The sequence below is a fragment of the Paenibacillus sp. PastF-3 genome, assembly GCF_029893135.1.
Classification (GTDB): Bacteria; Bacillota; Bacilli; order Paenibacillales; family Paenibacillaceae; genus Paenibacillus_AQ; species Paenibacillus_AQ nitricinens.
Genome location: NZ_JARXWM010000007.1, coordinates 383,480 through 405,447, shown reverse-complemented (window position 1 = coordinate 405,447; position 21,968 = coordinate 383,480). Strand labels below are relative to the sequence as shown.

General features: G+C 48.4%; 19 protein-coding genes. 18 read left to right on the top strand and 1 reads right to left on the bottom strand.

Annotated elements, in window-relative coordinates; translation table 11 throughout:
* Nucleotides 1-427 precede the first annotated feature (427 nt).
* Nucleotides 428-811 (bottom strand): RidA family protein, encoded by a 384-nt coding sequence (locus M2444_RS16840; RefSeq protein WP_094871269.1) that lies wholly within the window; start codon nt 809-811, stop codon nt 428-430.
* A 239-nt stretch (nt 812-1,050) separates the two neighbouring features.
* On the opposite strand from M2444_RS16840, the gene M2444_RS16835 reads away from it, so the two are divergent.
* The 18 genes from M2444_RS16835 to M2444_RS16750 all read left to right on the top strand — a co-directional run bounded on the left by M2444_RS16835 (nt 1,051) and on the right by M2444_RS16750 (nt 21,885).
* Nucleotides 1,051-2,625, top strand: coding sequence for a PucR family transcriptional regulator (locus M2444_RS16835; protein WP_280787525.1), 1,575 nt, complete (start codon nt 1,051-1,053; stop codon nt 2,623-2,625).
* A gap of 39 nt (nt 2,626-2,664) precedes the next feature.
* Entirely contained in the window at nt 2,665-3,783 is a 1,119-nt protein-coding gene (locus M2444_RS16830) for an XdhC family protein (protein ID WP_280787524.1), read from the top strand.
* The gene (locus M2444_RS16825; protein WP_179283703.1) at nt 3,725-4,297 is read left to right on the top strand and encodes an NTP transferase domain-containing protein; all 573 of its coding nucleotides are present in this window, start codon (nt 3,725-3,727) and stop codon (nt 4,295-4,297) included. The genes M2444_RS16830 and M2444_RS16825 overlap by 59 nt, the downstream gene beginning before the upstream one ends.
* 237 nt (nt 4,298-4,534) lie before the next feature.
* Nucleotides 4,535-5,692, top strand: a complete 1,158-nt coding sequence (locus tag M2444_RS16820; RefSeq protein WP_280787523.1) for a BMP family ABC transporter substrate-binding protein — start codon at nt 4,535-4,537, stop codon at nt 5,690-5,692.
* A gap of 109 nt (nt 5,693-5,801) precedes the next feature.
* On the top strand, nt 5,802-7,334 hold the full coding sequence (locus M2444_RS16815) for an ABC transporter ATP-binding protein (RefSeq protein WP_094877426.1): 1,533 nt from the start codon (nt 5,802-5,804) through the stop codon (nt 7,332-7,334).
* A complete protein-coding gene (locus tag M2444_RS16810) occupies nt 7,331-8,473 on the top strand; it encodes an ABC transporter permease (protein ID WP_280787522.1) in 1,143 nt (380 codons plus the stop codon). Before M2444_RS16815 ends, M2444_RS16810 begins: the two co-directional genes overlap by 4 nt.
* A gap of 3 nt (nt 8,474-8,476) precedes the next feature.
* Nucleotides 8,477-9,406, top strand: a complete 930-nt coding sequence (locus M2444_RS16805) for an ABC transporter permease (RefSeq protein ID WP_280787521.1) — start codon at nt 8,477-8,479, stop codon at nt 9,404-9,406.
* Between the two features lie 56 nt (nt 9,407-9,462).
* Nucleotides 9,463-10,362 (top strand): FAD binding domain-containing protein, encoded by a 900-nt coding sequence (locus tag M2444_RS16800; RefSeq protein ID WP_280787520.1) that lies wholly within the window; start codon nt 9,463-9,465, stop codon nt 10,360-10,362.
* A gap of 33 nt (nt 10,363-10,395) precedes the next feature.
* Nucleotides 10,396-12,690, top strand: coding sequence for a xanthine dehydrogenase subunit D (gene pucD / locus M2444_RS16795; protein WP_094877422.1), 2,295 nt, complete (start codon nt 10,396-10,398; stop codon nt 12,688-12,690).
* A complete protein-coding gene (locus M2444_RS16790; protein ID WP_094877421.1) occupies nt 12,677-13,231 on the top strand; it encodes a (2Fe-2S)-binding protein in 555 nt (184 codons plus the stop codon). The genes pucD and M2444_RS16790 overlap by 14 nt, the downstream gene beginning before the upstream one ends.
* Complete coding sequence (gene uraD, locus M2444_RS16785) at nt 13,218-13,739, top strand: 2-oxo-4-hydroxy-4-carboxy-5-ureidoimidazoline decarboxylase (RefSeq protein WP_094877420.1); 522 nt, start codon at nt 13,218-13,220, stop codon at nt 13,737-13,739. Before M2444_RS16790 ends, uraD begins: the two co-directional genes overlap by 14 nt.
* An 18-nt stretch (nt 13,740-13,757) precedes the next feature.
* Complete coding sequence (gene pucL, locus M2444_RS16780) at nt 13,758-14,708, top strand: factor-independent urate hydroxylase (RefSeq protein ID WP_280787519.1); 951 nt, start codon at nt 13,758-13,760, stop codon at nt 14,706-14,708.
* Complete coding sequence (uraH, locus tag M2444_RS16775; protein ID WP_094871244.1) at nt 14,708-15,112, top strand: hydroxyisourate hydrolase; 405 nt, start codon at nt 14,708-14,710, stop codon at nt 15,110-15,112. The genes pucL and uraH overlap by 1 nt, the downstream gene beginning before the upstream one ends.
* Before the next feature lie 34 nt (nt 15,113-15,146).
* Entirely contained in the window at nt 15,147-16,541 is a 1,395-nt protein-coding gene (locus M2444_RS16770; protein WP_094877418.1) for an allantoinase, read from the top strand.
* Nucleotides 16,538-17,779: a Zn-dependent hydrolase gene (locus M2444_RS16765; RefSeq protein ID WP_280787518.1), complete on the top strand. Its 1,242-nt coding sequence runs from the start codon at nt 16,538-16,540 to the stop codon at nt 17,777-17,779. The genes M2444_RS16770 and M2444_RS16765 overlap by 4 nt, the downstream gene beginning before the upstream one ends.
* Before the next feature lie 43 nt (nt 17,780-17,822).
* Entirely contained in the window at nt 17,823-19,055 is a 1,233-nt protein-coding gene (locus M2444_RS16760) for a pyridoxal-phosphate-dependent aminotransferase family protein (RefSeq protein ID WP_094871238.1), read from the top strand.
* A gap of 237 nt (nt 19,056-19,292) precedes the next feature.
* Nucleotides 19,293-21,107 (top strand): adenine deaminase, encoded by a 1,815-nt coding sequence (locus tag M2444_RS16755; RefSeq protein WP_481857504.1) that lies wholly within the window; start codon nt 19,293-19,295, stop codon nt 21,105-21,107.
* A 325-nt stretch (nt 21,108-21,432) separates the two neighbouring features.
* The gene (locus M2444_RS16750; protein ID WP_094877416.1) at nt 21,433-21,885 is read left to right on the top strand and encodes an IDEAL domain-containing protein; all 453 of its coding nucleotides are present in this window, start codon (nt 21,433-21,435) and stop codon (nt 21,883-21,885) included.
* Nucleotides 21,886-21,968: the final 83 nt, after the last annotated feature.

Genomic DNA, 21,968 nt, shown 5'->3' with positions numbered 1-21,968 from the left:
TATTAAGTTGGTTTTCGGGTAAAATAGTCATCGAGTAGGGTTCCTTTCTTGGTGGACTTCGCAATCCCGAGAATACCCTACTTTTTTGTTGCCTGACTAGGCTCCAAATCCTGGTACACAACTTATTTTACGCCATCTAAACACCTCCATGTGAAGAAAAATAACGGTATAAATCCCGTAAAATGTGTGAAATCGGCTCATATAGCTCAAAATAACGGTATAAGTCCCGTAGAATGCGCGAAATTGGCTCATATAGCTCAAAATAACGGTATAAATCCCGTAGAATTCGAAAAATTGGCTCATATTGCAGGAAAGAGGGGCAAAAATGCCCCACGCCACAAAGGTCAGCTATGACACGCTCGCGGTTCACTCTGAACACGCAAACAAAGCACCTTCCATGAAGAAGGTGCCATGCCCCGTCCGAGCTCTATTCTACGAATGCTTCGACTTCTATTTCTACTAACAATAGTGGATCAATAAGCGCCTTTACCTCTACCATGGTTGCTACAGGCTGAATATCTTTGAAGAATTCGCCGTGTGCTTTGCCGACTTCTTCCCAGCGTGAGATGTCTGTCACGAACATTCTTGTTCTAATTACATGCGACAAATCAGCATCTAGCTGGTTTAGCGCTTTTTCGATGGTATGTAGAATGAATTTCGTCTGCGCGTATGGATCACCTACACCCACTACTTCCCCGTCTTGCATGGCTGTTGTTCCTGCGACTTCGATACGATTGCCGATTCGGATGGCGCGAGAATATCCAACCACCGACTCCCAGGGTGAACCCGTAAATACTTGCTTTTTACTCAAAAGATCCCCTCCAAATCCATCCTAATGTTGTCCGATCTAATTATACCTCTAACACAAGTGATGTGAACTAAAGTTTAATGATTCATCAGATACATATATTTAATGTAATATTAACTAACATAATTATCATTAAATTTTAATTTTACTCTATCCAAGGAGGTTCATTTTAATTATAATGTTACATAAAATAACATTATAAATCAGAAATGGTTCTATTGATCCTAAAAAGGAGGGATGGCATGCATCTTACGGTTGAAGAAGCGTTGTCCATTTATCCTTTGTCCGAGGCGAAGCTTATCGCGGGGTCCAAGGGGAAACATCGAATTGTGAAATCGATTAATGTGATGGACGCACCTGATATTTCGGATTGGATCAAAGAAGGCGAGATGCTGCTAACGACAGCCTATTTAATCAAGGATAATCTGGAGGATGCCTCTGCTTTGCTGCAAACACTGAATCGAAGGGGCTCGTCGGCCTTGGGTATTAAGCTGGGACGATTTTGGGATGAAGTACCGGAGAAGCTAATCGCAGAAGCGGAGAACCTTAGCTTCCCCTTAATCCAATTGCCGTTCCAGTTCACTTTTTCGGATCAAATGAATGGCCTGTTTCGCGCCGAGCTTAGCCGGAGTACTCATGTTTTGCAGGGCATAATGGAGAAGCAGAAAAAGCTGATGCAATTTGCCCTGCGATCTGTCCGCAGCCGTCCACTGTTTGACTCGGTGTCTGAAGTGATTGGCCATTCACTTGTAGTGGTTAGCGCACGCGGGGATGTAATTTATAACAATTCTGAATATCAGACGTCACAGCTACTGGAGGGTTGGCCCTGGCAGAAGCGTAATCAACGTTTTCGTGTAGAAGCTCGTACGGGTTATCGAACACCACTAATGCAAGGAGAAAAGTGTTCGGGCTATTTATTGTATTGTTCCATCGACCCATTATTGCTCCCGGTGGAAGAGAGCTTGTTCGTTCAGGGCGCTGAACTTATTTCTTATCATATTCATTCAGGATACGAGGATTATTTTGAACAGGCAGAACATAGGGAATTCAGTGGATTGCTGAGACGTTGTATAAATGGTAACTTATCTTACGCCGATTTAGCACAGGCTACGCTCGAATTGGAAATTGAACTGCTTCAGTCGCCATTTCAACTGGTATTAACTGATATTGTTGCGACTGTTGAAGACCGCCAAAGTGAGCTGCTTAGATTAAAAGAAGAATACACTGAACACCCCGTATTGCGGGAATCAACGGCCATTCATGTGATTGTAGACCAAGGATTATTGTCCATCTATCCGGCAACACTTCAGAGTCCTGAGCAATTTCGGGATGTAATTCAGGCTTGTTTTGACAACCTGAAGTTTGACAAGGGGGATTATCCACGAGCTGCGATAAGTAGTTATAAAGTGAAGCCGGATGGGCTGAAGGAGGCTTTTGCGGAGGTGAAGGAATGTATGGGGATGCTTCAGTTTGAGGGAGTGCATGGGAATGTTGTACATTATCGGCAGCTTGAGCTTTCCTTGCTTCTTGGGCAAATCCCGACAGAGGTCATGGAGAAATATTGCAACGGAACGCTTAGAGGACTGCTTAGCCGTGAGCCGGAGTATGTACGAGAAATGCTGCGGACGCTGGAGGTTTATCTAGAGAACGATGGGCATGTCAATGAGACAGCCAAAAAGCTGTTTATTCATCGGAACACGGCTACCTACCGAATCGAGAAGCTTAGTGAGCTCCTGGACGTCGATTTTAAAAAAATAAATGATCTAATGAGGCTGAAGCTAGTGTTCATGTTTCGGAGAATGCTTGGGCGGGACTAAGGACTGGGTTGAAATGCAAACACGGAGGAGGGGAACCTCGTGAATACACATGAGATCGCAATGCATATTCAAACCCATAAGGCACCTGCGGTGCTGGCGACGCTGATAGAAGTGGAGGGGCATTCGTATCGTAAACCCGGGGCAGTGATGCTGTTTTTTGAAGGGGGCACGATTGGAAGTCTGAGTCCAGGTTGTCTGGAAAGCGATCTGCAGCTACGTACCTCTGGAATATGGGAACGAGGGCTGCCCGAAATTGTGGAATACAATATGTTGTCTCCGGATGATTTGTCCTGGGGTGAAACTGTCGGGTGCGGGGGCAAAATTAAAGTGGTGCTTGAACCCGTGCAGGGTCAGCTCTACAAGCTTTTAGTGCAGGCGAGTGACAGATTGGCTAGGGGAGAGAATCTAGTTCTGTTCCGCGAAGCAGTGGAGAAAGGTTTTGCCTATAAGCTGGAGCCGGATACTTCGCTATCGCAGAACAAGAACCGTCCAAAATTATCCCCCTCGGCAAAAGAAAACCTAGCGACAGGTCACTTTATGGCCGCTCCAGCAGAATTGACAGCATTCGATACGTCTTTCGTGCCCAAACCGCGGCTTGTGATTTTTGGCGGGGGGCGTGATGTGGTTCCGATTGCGGAGCTTGCCGACAACGTTGGCTTTCGGGTTGCGGTTGCGGATTGGCGCGAAGGAAGCTTGCACAATAAGTTTCCTCGAGCTGAACAGGTAATTTGTTCCCCTATGGAGGTTGTTCAGCGATTGGGCATAGCTCAGGAGGATTATGTATTGATTTGCAGTCATCAGCTTGGGAGAGATAGACAGTTCCTGGAGAGTGTGATTCCGCTTGCTCCTTTATATATAGGGATTATCGGGTCGAAGGTGCGGATATCTCTTTTACTGGAAGAGCTTGAGGCTCCTGCATCTTTGCATGCGCCTGTAGGGTTGCCCATTGGTGGAGAAGGTCCGGAGGAAATTGCGGTCAGTATTATAGCTGAAATTATTCAAATTAGAAGGGCGGGCTCACGAGAACTGCCCAAAGGAGTGGAGAGTATTGAAGGTAGCAGGAATATATTTGGCAGCGGGGCAGAGCAGGCGGATGGGCGTGTCCAAGGTTTCACTGAAATTGTCGCAGGAGGTCTCACTCGGGAGCGTCGCGCTTAGTGAATTGGATCGTTGCAATCTAGAACCGCTAATCGTGGTAGTGCGTGCGGATGACAACTTGGAATGGCTGCCACCCGCGATTGAACCGCAAGGATCCAGACGTACCGAAACTTGCTTAACCGCACATCTAGGATTGTCTTTTTCACTGCGCTGCGGTCTTAATGCGGTATTGCCTTTGCAGCCCGATGCAGTAGTTGTGGCGCTTGCGGATCAGCCATTTATTACTACGGCATTAGTGAATCGTTTAATACAAACGTTTGAACAATCACCGGACATGGATTATGTGGCTAGTGTCAGCAATGGGTCAGCTATGCCACCGGCTTTATTTTCGAAGACGTTGTTTCCAGTACTACAGGGATTGGATGGGGATCGCGGAGCGGCAGCGATTTTGCGTTCGCCTGATTATAAGGGAATCGTTCTGGAGTCTGAATCCACCCACTATTTCATGGATGCAGATACAGAAGAGGATTTTGGTGAGATTCAGGAGCAATGGATACTGAGGAACGAAAAATAGAAATGTAATCGAAAAGTGATCTGAGTAAGTGTTCTTTTTTCGCCTTTAGTCATATAATATGACACGGATCTCACCTTTGAAAAACCAGTTAGTGCATACCACACAAAAAAAGCTCTAATTCTTATCATCTAACACAAACGTATGTTATATAAATTTACGCAAAGACCACCTCTAAGTATAGTAGAAGTACATTAATGGTTGCAGCCATGATGAGAGATGATTTGGAGGAGGAGAATTATGATAAAAAGGGGTCAGTTCATAACATCTTGTCTTGCATTAATAGTTCTGATGACGGTGGCTTTGGTGGGGTGTGGCAGCAATAATACTTCTACAAATGCAACGGAGGCACCAGCGACAACTACAGCGGCAACAGATGCAACTGCAACAACAGAACCGGCTGCAAAGAAACCGGCGGTTGCTTTTGTGTATATCGGTCCTCCAGGGGATGGCGGCTATACGTATCAACATGATCAAGGGCGGCTGTATCTGGAGAAGGAGCTTGGAATTAAAGCTGACTTTGTAGAAAATGTTCCTGAAAGTGCCGATGCGGAACGAATCATTACAGAGCTTGCGCAATCACACGACATCGTGTTTACAACGAGCTTCGGATATATGGATTTTACTTTGAATGTAGCAGGCAAATTTCCCAATGTGAAGTTCATGCATGCTTCTGGTTATAAAACCGCAGAGAACATGGGGACCTACTTCGGGAAGAATTATCAAGCCAGTTATTTGAGCGGTATTGCGGCTGGAAAAATGACCAAAAACAATCAGCTGGGTTATGTCGGTGCTTTTCCGATCAGTGAAGTAATTTATAACTTGAATGCATATACCCTTGGCGCACAAAGTGTCAATCCGGATGTGAAAGTGAATGTGGTTTGGACGAATACATGGTATGACCCGACGACTGAACGCCAAGCGGCAATCAGTTTGCTGGATAAAGGGGCGGATGTGCTTTTGGCTTATCAGGATTCCCCTGCTACACTGCAGGCTGCTGCTGAACGGGGCGCTTTTGCCGGGGGAAATGACTCGGATATGAGCAAATACGCCCCGGATAATTATTTAACGAATCCAGTATGGAACTGGGGTCCTTATTACGTAAAAGCTGTGCAGGCAGTTATAGATGGAACATGGAAGAGCGAGCAATATTCCGGTGATATGGCTGACGGTATGGTGGAGTTGGCTCCTTTCGGGAACAAGATTCCAGAGGATGTGAAAAAGCTTGTCGAAGACGCCAAAGCCAAAATTATCAGCGGTGAGCTTGAGGTTTTCACAGGTCCGATCTCAGATAATCAAGGGAATGTGAAGGTTCAGGAGGGTCAGAAGCTGACCTTGGAGGAAGTGCTGGGCATGAACTGGCTCGTAAAAGGTGTGGAAGGAACCATCCCTCAATAATGTTTAAAAATAGGGAATAAAATGTGCACAATCTATGGGTGGGGCGGGTTCCGTTAAGCGGAAACTTCCCCACCCGTACTACAACTTGAAGGAAGGAGGGGCACAGGCCATGCGTGGAACTTCAGTTGAAATGCGGGGGATTGTGAAAAAATTTGGCTCGGTAACCGCCAGTGATCAAGTAGACTTTTCGGCAAATGCGGGTGAGATTCATGCGCTGCTTGGTGAGAATGGGGCAGGTAAAAGTACGGTGATGAGCATGCTGTCAGGGGTGTATAGAGCAGACGAAGGAGAAATCTTCATTCATGGGAAAGGTGCTCAGATCCGTTCTCCTAAAGATGCTGCGCAGCTAGGTGTAGGTATGGTGTTTCAGAACTTTAGGCTGGTGCAAAGCCTCACAGCAGCAGAAAATATCGTGCTTGGCGAAAAGTCGTCTTTCTGGCGCGGCCGTAAGTGGATGAAGAACAAACACAAGGAGATCGAGGCATTAGCGAAAAGGTTTGGACTGAATTTCCCGGTGGATCGCCCGATCTGGCAGTTGTCCGTGGGTGAGCAGCAGCGTGTTGAAATCGTTAAGACGCTGTATCGCGGGGCTGACATTATTATTCTGGATGAACCAACCTCTGTACTGACCCCGGGAGAGGTGGAACAGCTATTTGAAACACTGCGGGTCATGAAGCAGGCAGGAAAGACGGTCATTATGACGACTCATAAAATGAAAGAGGTTATGGCGTCCTCCGATCGGATTTCCGTCATGCGCAAAGGAAAAATGATCACCACGCTGACTACGGCAGATACAGATGAGTTAGAGCTGGCTCGTCTGATGGTGGGCAAGGAAATAACCATCACCCGTCAAGAGCGGGAAGCCTTTGAAGGGGATTCTTTATTAGAAGTGAAAGATGTGGACGTATTTGCCGATCACGGGCGAAAAGCATTGGATCACTTCTCACTGAACGTATGCAAAGGAGAGATTGTAGGCGTAGCTGGGGTAGCTGGCAATGGGCAAAAGGAACTGGCCGAAGTGTTAACAGGTCTTAGGAGCTGGAAAAGTGGTGAAATCACGTTTGATGGAAAGACGGTGAAATCGGCTTCGGTTAGAGGGGCAATTGATTCAGGAATCTCCCACGTGCCGGAGAATCGGATGAAGAGCGGTTTAGCTGGACGCCTCGGATCGGTGGATAATCTTTTGTTTAAGTCTTACCGCTCAGAGGAGCACTCCAAATTCGGTTTCCTGAAGTCTGCGAAGAACCGTTCGTGGTCAGAGGAGCTGGTCCAGCGCTTTAACGTCAAAACACCTGAGATGGATACACCAGTTCAGCAATTGTCAGGTGGTAATCAGCAGAAGCTGCTGTTTGCACGTGAGATCAGCCATCGGCCGAAGCTGATGGTCGCTGTTCATCCAACGCAAGGGCTGGATGTAGGTGCTACGGCTGGTGTTCACGACCTTCTTATGGAGCTGCGTGGTTCAGGTAGTGGCGTGCTGTTAATTTCGGAGGATTTAGATGAATTGCTTCAGTTGTCTGACCGGATTCTAGTAATCTACAACGGCTCCATTATTGGTGAAAGTACACATGGGGAAGCGAATCGGGAGCGCATTGGTTTATTGATGGCTGGTATTCATAACAGAGAGGAGAGCGCCGTATGAGCCTGGAGAATGGAAGAAATACCGCAGCAGCTGTACTTGAACCTATCCCAACTCACTCCGGCAAACGGTTCTCTCTACGTGTGGAATATGATGCCAGCCGCGTCCGTTCTCCTTGGTGGACTCCTATTGTATCTATCATTCTAGCGTTATTGCTGTGTGCCTTATTTATCGCAGCGAATGGGATGAATCCGGTACTGGTCTACGAGAAAATGTTCCGTGGTGCATTTGGCACTACGTATGGCCTTACAGAAACGATGGTTAAGGCGATCCCCTTACTCCTGTGTGGGCTTGGGATTGCGGTAGCTTACCGCATTTCCGTATGGAATATTGGAGCGGAAGGTCAGCTGACCGTTGGTGCTATGGCGGCTACCGCGGTCACGATTTATTTTCCTGATTTATCTTCATTCTGGTCTTTATCCTTAATGCTGCTATTTGGCATTGCGGCGGGAGCGCTTTGGGGATTGCTGACCGCTATCCCCCGGACGCATTTTGGAGTAAATGAACTTATCACTTCATTAATGCTGAATTATGTTGCCCTATTGGCGCTCGATTACGTGGTATTCGGACCCTGGAAAGATCCTAAAGGGTTTAATTTCCCCGGATCGCCAATGTTTACTGCGGCTCAGTCGCTGCCTGTTCTCGGAAGTACAAGACTTCATATCGGACTGTTATTTGGACTTATCGCCGTTGTGATTTATTACTTCATGATTCGTTTCACCAAGTGGGGCTACGAGCTCCGTCTGATTGGGGCCAATCCTGTTGCAGCCAGATACGCGGGGATTCCTATCAAGCGCCATATTATTATCGTCATGCTGATTAGTGGGGGGCTCGCGGGTATCGCTGGAATGGCTGAGGTCTCAGGTGTTACACATAAGCTGATGCAGGGCATCTCTCCAGGATATGGGTATACCGCTATTATTGTGGCTTGGTTGGCTAAATTGAATCCACTCGGTCTAATTGTTACTTCTATTCTATTCGGTGGCCTAATTGTTGGCGGATATAGTGTTCAAACTATCGGGCTGCCCTCATCGATATCAGAAATGCTGCAGGGCTCTATCCTGTTTTTCCTGATTGCTGGTGATATGATCTATCGTTTCCGCATTCGCCGTAGCGGGGTTCAGATGAAAGGAGGACGGTAGCCGATGGACTTTACGACACAGCTATTAATCGCCGCAATATCCGCAGGGACCCCACTGCTGCTGGCTACGCTGGGAGGCATTCTAAATGAACGAGCCGGCATTATCCAGCTTGGAGCTGAAGGATTAATGCTGATGGGAGCAGTCACCACTTGTATCGTGTATATTCGCTCCGGAAACCTGCTGCTGGCTCTGCTGGCTACCGTAGCTGTAACGGCTGTGCTTGGATTGCTGCATTCTTTTCTCTGTGTGACTCTGCGGGCGAATCAAACCATGTCCGGTCTTGCGATGACCCTGTTCGGCAGTGGGTTGAGCGCTTATCTAGGCAAACCGATCAGCGGCATTCCTTTGCCGGGAACCTCCCCTAAGCTGCATCTGGCTTGGCTGGAAAATGTACCGTTCCTTGGAAAAATATTCGGCAATATGGATTACCTAACCTGGTTCAGCCTGCTGCTAGTGCTTGTTTTGCATCTACTAATTCACCGCACTTCATGGGGCCTGCATTTGCGGGCAGTCGGAGACAGTCCGGCTACCGCAGATGTGATGGGGATCCGTGTGCAGCTTATCCGCTACAGTTATGTGATCATCGGCGCTGCCCTCATCGGTATGGCCGGAGCGGATATGGTATTAGCTTACGCGCCAACCTGGAATGAAGGACTGACGGCCGGCCGAGGCTGGATTGCGATAGGGCTAGTGATTTTTGCCAGATGGAATCCGCTGCGTGCCTTGTTCTGCGCCTACTTTTTTGGGGCATTGGATTCCCTTGGCTTCCGTATTCAATTGCTGGGCAGTGCAGTCCCGCCCTATTTTCTCAAAATGATTCCGTACCTTGTGACCATTCTAGTCCTGATGTACCTGGGGTACCGCAACCGCAACAAACCATCCGGCACACCGGAGGCGCTCGGAGTGCCTTATATTCGGGAACAAAGGTTTTAAGGCAAGCTGCATGAGGAGGCATCAGCAATCTGGTACTCAAAAAGGAGGCGGAGTGTATGGGGGTCTTACGGGAAGAGGAAGGAAGGTTACCTGATGTAATTCAACCCCGCAGCCTGCACGAAGCTTGGGAGAGAAAGATAGCACTTGGAGAAAGTGCCCAATATGTCGCGGGAGGGACACTGCTGAGAACAGGGTGGGAAAGCGGAACGGCGCTTATGCCGAAGCAGTTGATTGATCTCAGGCAAATCCCAGATCTCGCGGATATCACTTTGACGGAGTTCCACTTATCTCTTGGCGCTCTTGTCCCACTTTCACAGTGCCGAAGCAATGAGCTTGTGCAGGCAGTGGCTCCAGCGCTGCAAGAGGCCGCACGTTGCATAGCGGCTCCATCAGTGCGTTATCTAGCCACGCTTGGTGGCAATATCGCTTCTGGCTTCGGTGATATTCTACCCGCGTTACTGGTATATGACGCTGAGTTGATCTCCTTTGACGGTAAATTTATGACGACACTACCGTTGACAGAGTGGCTAAACAATCACTGGAGTGGGATTAAACCTGCGGCAGATCTAGTGGCTGAGCTTCGCATATCACCTGCTCGCCGAGAGAATCCATTAACAGATAGACTTGAAATTTTTCGCAAGGTTGGCCGCAGGGAAGCTTTCACTCCTTCACTTGTAACGGTAGCAATCTCAGCTTCGATCGATGAGGAACATCGTTTCCGCGAGGTTCGTATCGCAGCAGGTGGGGGCTCTGGGCGGCCGCAGCGGTTAACCAGAGCTGAAGTTATGCTTGAAGGCGTGGGGTATACAGAGGAGCTGTTGGCTTCTCTATATGAAGTGGTTGAGAACAGCTTTGAGACGTATAGTGATCCCTTTGCAACAGAACTTTACAAGAAAAAGAGTGCTGGAAATTTGGTTGTATCTGAGCTGTGGAAGGCTATGAATATACGGAGTTAAGAGGTGAATAACCCACGAAAGGAGAGAGGGAAAATGCTGCTGAATAAGGAATCCAGCGGGAGCCGCTGGCGTACACGGCCCGACGGAGAGGGCAAAGTATCAGGCAAGCTGCAGTATTTGACCGACATGAGGGCGGAAGGTATGTTGATTGGCCGCGTGCTCCGCAGTGAGCAGGCACATGCTCGTATTTTGTCCATACGCATTGAGAAGGCCATTGAAGTCCCTGGTGTACACGCTGTAATTACTCATGAGGATGTGCCCGGACTTAACGGCTTTGGCATAGCTTTGCCGCATCAACCAGTATTTTGCAGCGATCGTGTGCGTTACACTGGCGATGCGATTGCGGCAGTCGCGGCTGAGACGGACGAAATTGCGGAATACGCCTTATCTCTTATCGAAGTGGATTATGTGCTTCTACCACTGTTGGAAGATCCGGAAGAAGCCATGAAGAAAGCTGCTGTTCTTCTGCATCCCGAGGGAAACGTGCTTCATCATACGGAATACTGCAAGGGCGAACCGGGAGCGGTATTTAAGGATTGCTGCCACGTAGTGGAGGAGACCTACTACACACCTCGCCAAATGCATACCTATATGGAGACTGAGGGCGGATTGTTTATCCCCGAAGATAACGGACGGCTTACCGTGTATTCAGCTACACAACATGGGTTAATGGATCGCATGCAGCTATCCAGAATTCTGGCTATTCCTCAAGAAGATATTCGAGTCATCTCGAGTCCGATCGGCGGGTCCTTTGGAGGAAAAGACGAGCTGAATGTACAACCGTATGGTGCGCTGCTCGCCTTGCGGACACTCCGTCCGGTAAGACTGCATAATTCGAGAGCTGAATCGGTCCGTGCAGGACTTAAACGTCACCCTATGAAAATCACCATGAAAACTGGCTGCGATCACGAAGGAATCATCAAGGCGCATCAGGTCAGAATTATTTCGGATACGGGGGCTTACGCAACGCTCGGTGCGGAGGTGCTCAACTTCGCGACAGAACATGTAATGGGCCCTTACATCATCGATCATATAGAGGTGGAAGGTTTCGCTGTATATACCAATAACGGTGTGTCCGGTGAATTTCGAGGATTTGGCGGCAATCAGGCGATTTTCGCGTTGGAAGGACAAATCGATCGTTTGGCTGAGCGATTGCAGATCGATCCGTGGGAAATGCGCCGCCGCAATTTGCGTAAATATGGAGATCTGGGGCCCCTGGGTCAGGAAGTTGCTCAGACCGATGGAGCCTTTCAGGTGTGGAAAGCATTGGCGGACTCGCCTCTAATGACTAAGGTATCTTCTACAGACAGCAGCTTAGGCTTTGTGGAACCATGGATCGTCACCGGAACGGGTGCTGCAATCGCTATGCATGGTGCAGGACTTGGTTATGGCATTCCGGATCCCGCGGGTGGCCGGCTGTCTCTGACGCTAGAGGGCAAGATTGAGGCGGTGTTTGGTTACGAGGAGTTTGGGCAGGGCTTAATCGCGACCATGGAACAAATGCTGATTGAACAGTTTGGCTTCGCAGCAGAGGATCTAAGTATCGTCATTGGCGATACGGACGTCGTGCCCGATAGCGGATCAAGTACAGCTTCACGTTCGACAAGCATGATGTGGATGGCCCTAAAACGGCTACGTCCAGACTTCACGGCTCGAGTGTTGCAGACAGCTGCTACGATAAAGCCGGGGCTGGATGACTATGAAATGAAGCTCGGTCCTGGCGGCATTTGGCTAAAAGACGGCGGTCTGCTTCTGACTTACAAGGACCTGGCACAGCGAATTTCAGAACCCATTGTCTGTAATACAAAGTTTACTTATCCAACCACAACTTTTAAAAGAGTGGGAGCACATTTCCTATACACCTATTCGGCTATCGCAGTGCGCGTGGAAGTTAATCTGCTTACAGGACGTGTCCGTGTGTTGGACCAATATCATGCGGTAGCTGCGGGGCCGGTGGCTAATCCGCAAGGGTATCTCGGGCAGATCGAAGGTGGCAGTAGTATGGCGGTGGGCTTCACCTTGTCAGAGGATGCTGTAATGTCAGGCGGTAGCTATGTCACCAAAAATCTAGACACTTATTTGGTGCCGACCATTGCCGACATGAACGGAAGCATTCAGGTGCAGCCGATAGAGGATTTGCCAGATCATGATACGTATGGTCCTCGCGGCATTGGAGAGGTGGGTTCCGTCAATTTAGCTCCGGCAGTCGCATCAGCCATATTTCAGGCAGTAGGGAAACGGGTAACTAAGCTGCCCATTGATCCCGAATGGCTGCAATCTACGCCGTTTATTCCACAAAAGGCGGTGAATATCCATGCCGAGCTATAATCCCATTTCAAATCTAAATGAAGAGGACCCTAACCCCGCATCGTCTGAGGAAGCTTTTACAGAAGAGAGGTTCACCTTCAAGTGCAGCCTCAATGGTAAAGCGATATCCACGGAGATTCCACCCTCCCGTAGGCTCTTAAATGTTATACGTGAAGATTTGGAGCTGACCGGAACGAAGCGCTCTTGCGAGATTGGCCGTTGCGGAGCCTGTATGGTGCTGGTCGATGGACATCCGGTGAATTCATGTCTGATGATGGCCTATCAATGCTCAGGTGCCGAAATTACAACAATTGAGGGTCTTAGTGAGGCGGGGCTGCATCCCGTTCAGTGTGCTTTTTTAGAAGAAGGCGGGTTCCAATGCGGTTATTGTACGCCAGGGATGGTCATCTCGGTGGTTGCCCTGCTGGATGAGAATCCGCATCCTACTCAGGCTGAAGTAGAGGAAGCTTTATCGGGTAACATTTGTCGCTGTACAGGATACGGAGGCATTTTGCGAGCTGTCAATAAAGCTATAGGAGGTGGAGTGGATGGTCGTTTCTGAATACAGGTATACGCTGGAAGAGATAAATGTCATGAGGATAACGGATTTTGTGAAGCATCTGGGCGGCATTTTTGAACATTCACCGTGGGTAGCAGAGGAGGTTTATAAGCAGATCCCGTTCCATTCTATAGAGCATTTGCATAGTACCATGATGCAAACCGTTCTGAGTGCTGATCGTAGCCGAATGGAGGGACTATTAAAAGCTCACCCAGATTTGGCGACTAGGCTTCAGGTTACACCTTTGTCAGCATCAGAGCAGCAGGGAGCCGGACTAGATCGGCTAACAAGGGAAGAGTTTGATCTTTTGAATGATCTGAATAGAAAATATACAGAAAAATTTCAGTTCCCTTTTATTTTAGCTGTACGTGGTAAGAACAAAGATGCCATCATTAACGCCATGGAAGCACGGGTAGAACGTTCCCCTCAGGAGGAATGGGTGCAGGCTTTTTCTGAGATCGGCCTTATTACGAAATTCCGCCTAAGTGATTTAATCATTCATTCATCATAATCGGGGAGGGCGTCAGCCATGCTGGAACCAATGAACGGACGTACTATGTTTTATGGAAAAAGCGATGTTCTAACCTATCGTACCTATGCCAAACCGCTGGCCGTTACCCCTGTTCCCGAATCTTCCTTTACGGGCCGCGACAACATTATATTCGCGCATAATATTACATTTGCCGTTACGGGTGAAGCCTTTCTTCCTTCATTTTCAGAGGGGGATAATTCAATGGTCGTAGCTACTGATTCTATGAAAAATTTCATTCTCCGCAATACCGCTGACTACACGGGCAGCACAACGGAAGGATTACTGCAGCTTCTGAGCAGCCGTTTTATCGATAGATACAGTCATGTCACCGCGGTTTCGGTTTCCGCAGACCGGTTACCTTTTGAACAGGTAATGGTGCCCGGGGGTGAGGGGCTTAGGCAGAGTCATTTAGTGCTGCGGCACTCCAATAATGAATCCTACTCGGCTTCGCTGACAGTAAAGCGTGGGGAAAGTGGGACTGAGGTTGTTGCTCATGGATGCCGGTTGAAGGATCTACAGCTGATAAAAGTGAGCGGAAGCTCGTTTTATGGATTTGTCCGAGATGAATATACGACATTGCCAGAAAGCTTTGACCGTCCGCTTTATATTTTTCTGAATATTAACTGGACCTACATTAATGTGGAGCACGCTTTGGATGGAGATCAGGGTCAATATGTGGCTGCGGAGCAGATTCGTGATATCGCCCATAGTGCTTTTCATGAGCTCAACAGTCCATCAATCCAATCGTTGATTTATCAAATTGGACTGCGCGTGTTGTCCCGTTTTCCACAGCTGGCTACCGTTTCATTTGAGTCCAATAACCGGACTTGGGAAACCATTGTTGAGCCTGAAGAAACTAAAGGTGGGGTCTTCACCGAACCTCGTCCACCCTATGGTTTTCAGGGCTTTTCTGTCAGCCGTGCAGATCTGGCCGGAGAGACAGCGTAATGAGCGGGCGGCTTACCACCCATGTGCTGGATCTGTCGCGGGGCATTCCTGCTGCAGGACTGACGCTTCAGCTCTGGAAGCTTACGGATGGGATGAGCAAGCTTCTGTGTGAAAAAGTCACGAACAGTGACGGGAGGCTGGATGCTCCGCTGCTGGAGGGAACCGAGATGGAGGCTGGTTGTTACGAGCTGCTGTTTATGGTCGGCGATTACTATCGTAGAGCCAATGCCAAAGTGTCAGCAGCTGGCATAGAAGTAACAGAAAGCTCAGTAGACACTCAACGTGAGATGTCTTTTTTTCTAGAACAGATACCTATTCGATTTCATATAGAGAGCTCCATGCAGCACTACCATGTACCTTTGTTAGTAGCTCCTGGTGGATACAGTACGTATCGGGGAAGTTAGGAGAAATTTAACGACCAGTGGAGGTTGGCAGCTCATGAAGGAATCCTACGAACTTGTGATTAAGAACGGGAATGTAGTGCTGCCCGATCAGGTGCTTAAGCTGGATATTGCTGTATCAGAGGGACGGATCGTCGCATTAGGTGAGGAGCTTTCGACTGGACCGCTGACCCATGTCATCGACGCAGATAGGCTCTATGTCCTCCCCGGTATGATTGATATGCATGTGCACTTTAATGAGCCTGCGCTGGGACATTGGGAAGGCTTTCGCAGCGGTTCTGCCGCTTTGGCAGCTGGCGGCTGCACAACCTATGCAGATATGCCGCTTAACGGCAATCCACCTACGGTGAACGAGATGGCACTCCATCAAAAAGTGAAGGCGGCGGCGGGTAATTCCGCGGTTGATTATGTGCTGTGGGGTGGTCTCGTTCCGGGAAATCTGGATGATTTGGAAGCATTGGCAGCTGCCGGGGTCACTGGCTTCAAAGCTTTTCTCTCTAATCCCGGAGGGGAGGGTGAAGGCAGATTCCGTGAAGTGGATGAGGATACGCTCTATCAAGGAATGCAGCGAATTGCTGCTTTGGGCGGGATTCTTGCCCTTCATGCCGAAAGCGAGGCGATCACGGCAGTGCTGACCGCTGATGCCGTGCGAAATGGGAGAAGCAGTGCGCGTGATTTTGCGGCTTGCCGCCCTGCTGAAGCGGAGCTGGAGTCAGTGTCCAGGGCACTGTTGTACAGTGAACGTACTGGATGTCGGGTGCATTTTGTCCATATCAGCACTGCAGCCGCCATAGAGAAAATCTATGAAGCCAAGGTTCGAGGACTGGACGTTTCGGCTGAAACCTGTCCACATTATTTGGTGCTCACAGAAAGGGATATGGAGGAGCTAGGACCTGTGGCGAAATGTGCCCCTCCATTGCGAAGTGTACTGGAGCAGGAGAAGTTATGGGAAATGCTCGCCCAGGGCAAAATCGACTTAATCGCTTCAGATCATTCACCCTGTCCGACGGACTTGAAGATGAACCCTGAGTTGTCTTTTTTTGAGGCTTGGGGTGGAATCTCAGGTGCCCAAAGCAGCTTAGAGCTTATGTTCCATGAAGGTGTAAATGTCCGGGGATTGCCAATTACATTAATCTCTCGCTTGCTCGCCGGGCATCCCGCAAAACGCTTTGGGATGGAGCATCTTAAAGGCACTATCGCGCTAGGACTGGATGCCGACTTCGTACTGCTGAATCCAAACACAACCTATACGCTGGCTGCTGAAGATTTGTTATACCGTCACAAGCATAGTCCTTACATCGGAAGAACTCTATCCTGCAAGGTAGCTGCTACGATAAGCCGTGGCCGGGTGGTCTATACCTCTGAAGAAGGCGTACTTGCTGAGGAAGGTGGACAGTGGCTGCAGATTAGGAAGGAGCAGTACAGCCTATGAATGATTCCAGAGTGCAAGCATCGCCCGAGAAGCTGCTCAAGCTCCTGGAGGAGCTGGCGGCATATACCGCACCTGGGCCGGGGGTTACTAGATTGCTATACACGGAGGAATGGGGGCGGGCGCAGATCTTTTTGCAGCAAAAAATGGCTGAGTTTGGTTTAAAGGTTACCACCGATAAGGTGGGCAATGTTTATGGGCGCCTGTGTGGACGCAGTCCGGAGCAAAAGGTCATATTAACCGGATCACATATCGATACCGTGGTCAATGGCGGCAAATATGATGGAGCTTATGGGATCGCCGCAGCCATGCTTGCGCTTCAAGATTTGCAGATGAATTATGGTCAGCCGAAGCGTACGCTTGAGGTCGTATCTTTTTGTGAAGAAGAGGGGAGCAGATTTCCCCTTGCTTATTGGGGATCGGGTCATGTCACGGAAAGATATGACGGAAGCGAGGCCGAGACCTGTATGGATGCAGATGGAGTAACGTTACAGGCAGCAATGGCGGAATCTAGCTTTTTGCAAGGTGTAACAGATGAGACTGGAGCCAGAAATGATATTGGCGCTTTTGTAGAGCTGCACATTGAGCAGGGAATTATTCTGGAGAAAACAGATACGCTGATAGGCGTAGTTCTGGGGATTGTTGGACAGAGACGCTATATGATCAAGGTCAGTGGTGTGGCTAATCACGCTGGCACAACGCCGATGTTGATGCGGCACGATGCACTGACTAGTGCGGTAGAAATGCTGTATGTACTAGAAGGTGCTGCTATAGCGGCAGGTGATCCGCTCGTAGCAACCTCAGGCAAGCTTGAGGTGTATCCGAATACGCCAAATGTGATTCCGGGTGAGGTTCTTTTTAACTTAGATATCCGTCACAGTGAAGAGGATGAACTAGAGTGTTTCTGTGAGTGGCTTTTTTCGCAATATCATGAAATCGTCTCAAAACGTGGAGTAACCTTGGAGGTTATGCCTGTGCTTCATACACTCCCTACACCTATGGATACTAAGCTCTCTACAGCGCTGGAGAATATCTGCCTGGAACAGGGCAAAACCTACCGCAGGATGGTCAGTGGAGCAGGACATGATGCCCAGCTCTTTGCGCCGCGTTGCCCCACTGCGATGATTTTTGTACCAAGCCGTGCTGGGATCAGCCATTCACCGGAAGAGTATACCTCTCCTGAACAGCTCGCTGCTGGACTTGAGGTGCTGACTGCCATGTTATACGAGTTAGCTTATTAAAAAAATTCACCGAAGGCGTTGATGCTTGAAGGGAGAGATCATCATGAAGCGTTACGAAGATTTGTCGCCGTCCCTGCGCTGCATTATGACTCCGGGCCCGGTGGAGGTGGATCCACGTGTGCTGCGGGCGATGTCTTTTCCCGTGCTGGGGCAGTTTGATCCCGAGTTCACCCATATGATGAATGAAACGATGGAGATGCTGCGGGAGCTGTTCGCTACCCGAAATACATGGGCTTACCCGATAGATGGGACCTCTCGCGCTGGCATTGAAGCGGTGATGGTCAGTTTGATTCTGCCGGGGGAACGTGTGCTGATTCCGATCTTTGGACGTTTTGGACATTTGTTGCATGAGATTGCTGAACGTTGTGCAGCTGAGGTATTCGTTTTGGAAAAACCATGGGGAAGTGTGTTTGAACCAGATGAAGTGATAGCGGCTATGGAGACCTTTAAGCCGAATGTGGTGGCGATGGTGCATGGTGAGACCTCTACAGGACGGGTGCAGCCACTCGCGGAGATTGGCAGAGCCTGCCGCCGAATGGATGCTCTATTCATAGTGGATGCAGTTGCAACTCTTGGGGGCATTCCTGTTGAAACGGATGCTTGGATGCTTGATGCGGTCGTGGGCGGCACACAGAAGTGCCTGTCCGTCCCCTCTGGAATGGCACCGATAACGTATAATGACCGCGCTGAAGCTAAGCTCATTACCCGGAAGCGAGTAGAACGTGGGATTAGAACCAGTGATGTCCAGGCTGGTGAGCGGTCTTTTGTCCGCAGCAACTATTTCGATCTAGGCATGCTTCAGGATTATTGGAGCCCGCAACGTCTTAATCATCATACAGAGATGACCTCTATGCTCTATGCACTACGGGAAGGCTTGCGACTTGCGCTAGAAGAAGGATTGGATGCCAGATTCGCCAGACATCAGCTCCATGAAAAAGCACTTATAGCTGGTTTAGCAGCGATAGGGCTTGAACTTTATGGGGAGCCTTCTTGCAAACTTACCGTTGTAACCTGTGTGCTGATTCCTGAGGGCATAGAGGGGGAATCTGTACGCACGCTGCTGCTGGAGCGGTTCGGCATTGAAATTGCCAGCTCCTTTGGACCTCTGAAAGGAAAAATCTGGCGCATTGGCACGATGGGCTTTAGCTGCCGTACAAATAATGTGCTGCGTTTGCTGGGAGCTTTGGAAGCAGCGTTGCTGCGACATGGATTTGGAGTGGCTTGCGGTCTTGGTGTTCAGGCGGCACTTGACGTATATGAGGAAAACGTAAGATAATCGTTGGAATAGATGCTGGCGGGTGAGTTCATACCAGGGGCATGTCCGGATTGTTGGACAATCTTTGGATTAAGAAAACGGCTATCATCTACAGGGATGACGGAGCCGTTTTTTCGTACAATATCAGATTTGCCAACTATTATAACAACACAGCCGATGCTTAAGCAATCCTCTATTATTATGAATCTATTCACTACATCAAGAACGCACATGGATACTAACGGGGGAGAGATGAAAATGACAGCTTTTACAAGAAAGCCTTTAGCAGATTGTGTACCTGAGCTTGTGGCTACGGCCAGAGGAGATAAACCGGCAACACTAGTAATTACAGGTGGGAAGCTGGTCAATGTATGCTCTGGTGAAATTTTAGAAGGAATGTCTGTTGGTGTGCAAGGTGGACGTATCGCTTATGTTGGTAAAGATGTGACACATATGATTGGTGAAGGGACTCAGGTCATTGAGGCGAACGGTAAGTATATAGCTCCGGGACTACTCGATGGCCATTGTCATATTGAGAGCACCCAGCTTACCGTTACAGAATTCTCACGCGCGGTTCTGCCGCTGGGCACAACAGGCGGTTTCTTTGATGCTCATGAGATTGCTAATGTATTCGGGCTGAAAGGGATTCAATTAATGCTCGATGAGATGCGGGGAACACCGTTAGCGGCTTACATGCAGGTAGCTTCTTGTGTGCCTGCGGCAGGTGCGGAATTCGAGACAACGGGAGCTTCTATTGGACCAGAAGAAGTGGCAGAAGCCTTTACTTGGGGACCTGACGTGATTGCGCTGGGTGAAGTGATGAATTTTCCTGGCGTTGTTTATGGCGATGAGAAAATGCTTGGAGAAATTCAAGCTACGCTGCGGGCAGGCAGATTTGTAGACGGTCATTTCACATGGCCTTCCAGCGACTGGAGACTGCCCGTGTATGCGGCGGCAGGTGTGACTGGCGATCATGAGTGTGTGACGGCAGACGATGTGATTGAGCGCGTTCGACTGGGGATGTATGCCAAAATGCGCCGTGGCTCCGCTTGGCATGATGTGGCTAAAACAATTACAGCCCATACAGAACACGGCATTGATACACGCCGAATGATGCTGGTAACGGATGATCGTAGTTCGGAATCCTTACGAGATGAGGGGCATATGAATTTCGTTCTGCGTGATGCTATTGCTCAAGGTGTTAAGCCCATAACAGCTATCCAAATGGCTACCATTAATACTGCTGAACGCTTTGGTTTAGCGCGGGATATCGGTTCTATTACTCCGGGTTCTTTTGCAGATATCATCCTTCTGGACGGGAATTTGGCAGATATTAATGTAGTGCTGACGATTGCCGCAGGTGCAGTTGTTGCTGAGAACGGAGTAATGACGGCAGAGCTTGCTGAATTCACCTATCCGGAGGAAGTGTTGGCTTCGGTTCATTTGCCACAGCGTCCTACTTCAGAAGATTTCATCATTGCTGCTCCAATTCAAACCGGTGAACTTACTACAAGAGTTATTAAAGTAAGAGAAAATCATGTGGAGACTATTGAGCGTATGGTTTCGATACCAGTAGTCGAGGGGCAACTGGATGTAAATGCTATAGAAGGTTTGTGCAAAATCGCCGTGCTCGAAAGACATAAAGGTACAGGCAATAAATCAGTGGCCGTTGTCGAAGGTATTGGATTTAAAGAGCCGGCTGCCATTGCAATGACGGTTGCTCATGATAGTCATAATGTACTCGTCATCGGCAATGATGATGAGTTAATGGCTAAAGCTGCAAATGCGGTGGCGGATGCCCAGGGTGGTGTTTGCATGATCACGTCCAGTGGAGAGACGTTATTCCCGCTGGCTATTGCAGGCCTAATGTCCACGGAACCCTTCGAAATTGCTGCTGCAAAATCAGCTGCGATCAGCAAAGCGCTATATGATGCTGGCTGTACTTTGAACTACGCGTTTATGACCTTATCGCTGCTTGCTTTGGCAGTTATCCCGACATTGCGAATTACAGATAAAGGACTGGTTCGGATTTCACCGGAAGACGGAATACAGCTAGTGCCGCTGTTTGTTTAAGCAGAGTTAACTAAATAACAAGTAGGCAAAAGACTGTTTAGAGGTCGTTTATGACCAATCTGAACAGTTTTTTTTGTTATGAAAATAATGAGATTTAAGTTTTTTAAGTATACATATTAAACAGATGGACAAAGATTGAAACATTTTTTTTGTGGAATTAATGAAAAAATATTAACAAAGCGTAGTCAGTTGACGATAATAATGTTAAATTAGATAAAAATTAAAGTGAATGGATAGAGTTAATTTTACATGATTGGCATATAACGAAATTAAAGATATCATTAGATTTCAGATAGCCCAACTAAGAGGGACGAGGTGCATAGAGATGATCAGACTAGAAACGCAAGACATTCTAAATATTAGCATGAAGCAAATGGCTAGTATTTTTAAAATGAAGCCGCTTGAGCTGAGATTTGTCACCGATTTTCAGGGTGAGAAATATCTCTTAACCAATGATAAGCTACACCTCAGCAACCAGCAGTATTGGGCAAAGGTTATGGAATGTGTCTTTGAGGATCATGTTAGACCTGTGTTAATGTGTGAGGTGTTATATTTCCTGCGTAATGAATTTCTGGAAAGTGATATTAAGATTTGCTTCTCTTATAATTATGCAGAGGATGGGAACGGAGAAGCTACGGCAATGGCTGAAGTCTCGTTTAATGACTCTGCTGATTTAGAGCCGAGTGAGATCGCCGAGCTGATCGACTTTGCATTGACCTTACAGGATAAGCAATGGTTCCATGAACTGACTACTAAATATAAGCAGCTTACAGCTTAAGGATCTTTTTAATTCTTAGATCTTATGAACTGGCATAGCAAACCGTTTTGTCTGCAGCAAAGAATATTTGCGGACAAGACGGT

Bases quoted from the DNA above. Each gene is read 5' to 3' on its own strand.
- M2444_RS16810 (WP_280787522.1), top strand. From the start codon at position 7,331: ATGAGCCTGGAGAATGGAAGAAATACCGCAGCAGCTGTACTTGAACCT.
- pucL (WP_280787519.1), top strand. From the start codon at position 13,758: ATGCTGGAACCAATGAACGGACGTACTATGTTTTATGGAAAAAGCGAT.
- uraH (WP_094871244.1), top strand. From the start codon at position 14,708: ATGAGCGGGCGGCTTACCACCCATGTGCTGGATCTGTCGCGGGGCATT.
- M2444_RS16755 (WP_481857504.1), top strand. From the start codon at position 19,293: ATGACAGCTTTTACAAGAAAGCCTTTAGCAGATTGTGTACCTGAGCTT.
- pucD (WP_094877422.1), top strand. From the start codon at position 10,396: ATGCTGCTGAATAAGGAATCCAGCGGGAGCCGCTGGCGTACACGGCCC.
- M2444_RS16805 (WP_280787521.1), top strand. From the start codon at position 8,477: ATGGACTTTACGACACAGCTATTAATCGCCGCAATATCCGCAGGGACC.
- uraD (WP_094877420.1), top strand. From the start codon at position 13,218: ATGGTCGTTTCTGAATACAGGTATACGCTGGAAGAGATAAATGTCATG.
- M2444_RS16770 (WP_094877418.1), top strand. From the start codon at position 15,147: ATGAAGGAATCCTACGAACTTGTGATTAAGAACGGGAATGTAGTGCTG.
- M2444_RS16815 (WP_094877426.1), top strand. From the start codon at position 5,802: ATGCGTGGAACTTCAGTTGAAATGCGGGGGATTGTGAAAAAATTTGGC.
- M2444_RS16800 (WP_280787520.1), top strand. From the start codon at position 9,463: ATGGGGGTCTTACGGGAAGAGGAAGGAAGGTTACCTGATGTAATTCAA.
- M2444_RS16765 (WP_280787518.1), top strand. From the start codon at position 16,538: ATGAATGATTCCAGAGTGCAAGCATCGCCCGAGAAGCTGCTCAAGCTC.
- M2444_RS16760 (WP_094871238.1), top strand. From the start codon at position 17,823: ATGAAGCGTTACGAAGATTTGTCGCCGTCCCTGCGCTGCATTATGACT.
- M2444_RS16790 (WP_094877421.1), top strand. From the start codon at position 12,677: ATGCCGAGCTATAATCCCATTTCAAATCTAAATGAAGAGGACCCTAAC.
- M2444_RS16820 (WP_280787523.1), top strand. From the start codon at position 4,535: ATGATAAAAAGGGGTCAGTTCATAACATCTTGTCTTGCATTAATAGTT.
- M2444_RS16750 (WP_094877416.1), top strand. From the start codon at position 21,433: ATGATCAGACTAGAAACGCAAGACATTCTAAATATTAGCATGAAGCAA.
- M2444_RS16835 (WP_280787525.1), top strand. From the start codon at position 1,051: ATGCATCTTACGGTTGAAGAAGCGTTGTCCATTTATCCTTTGTCCGAG.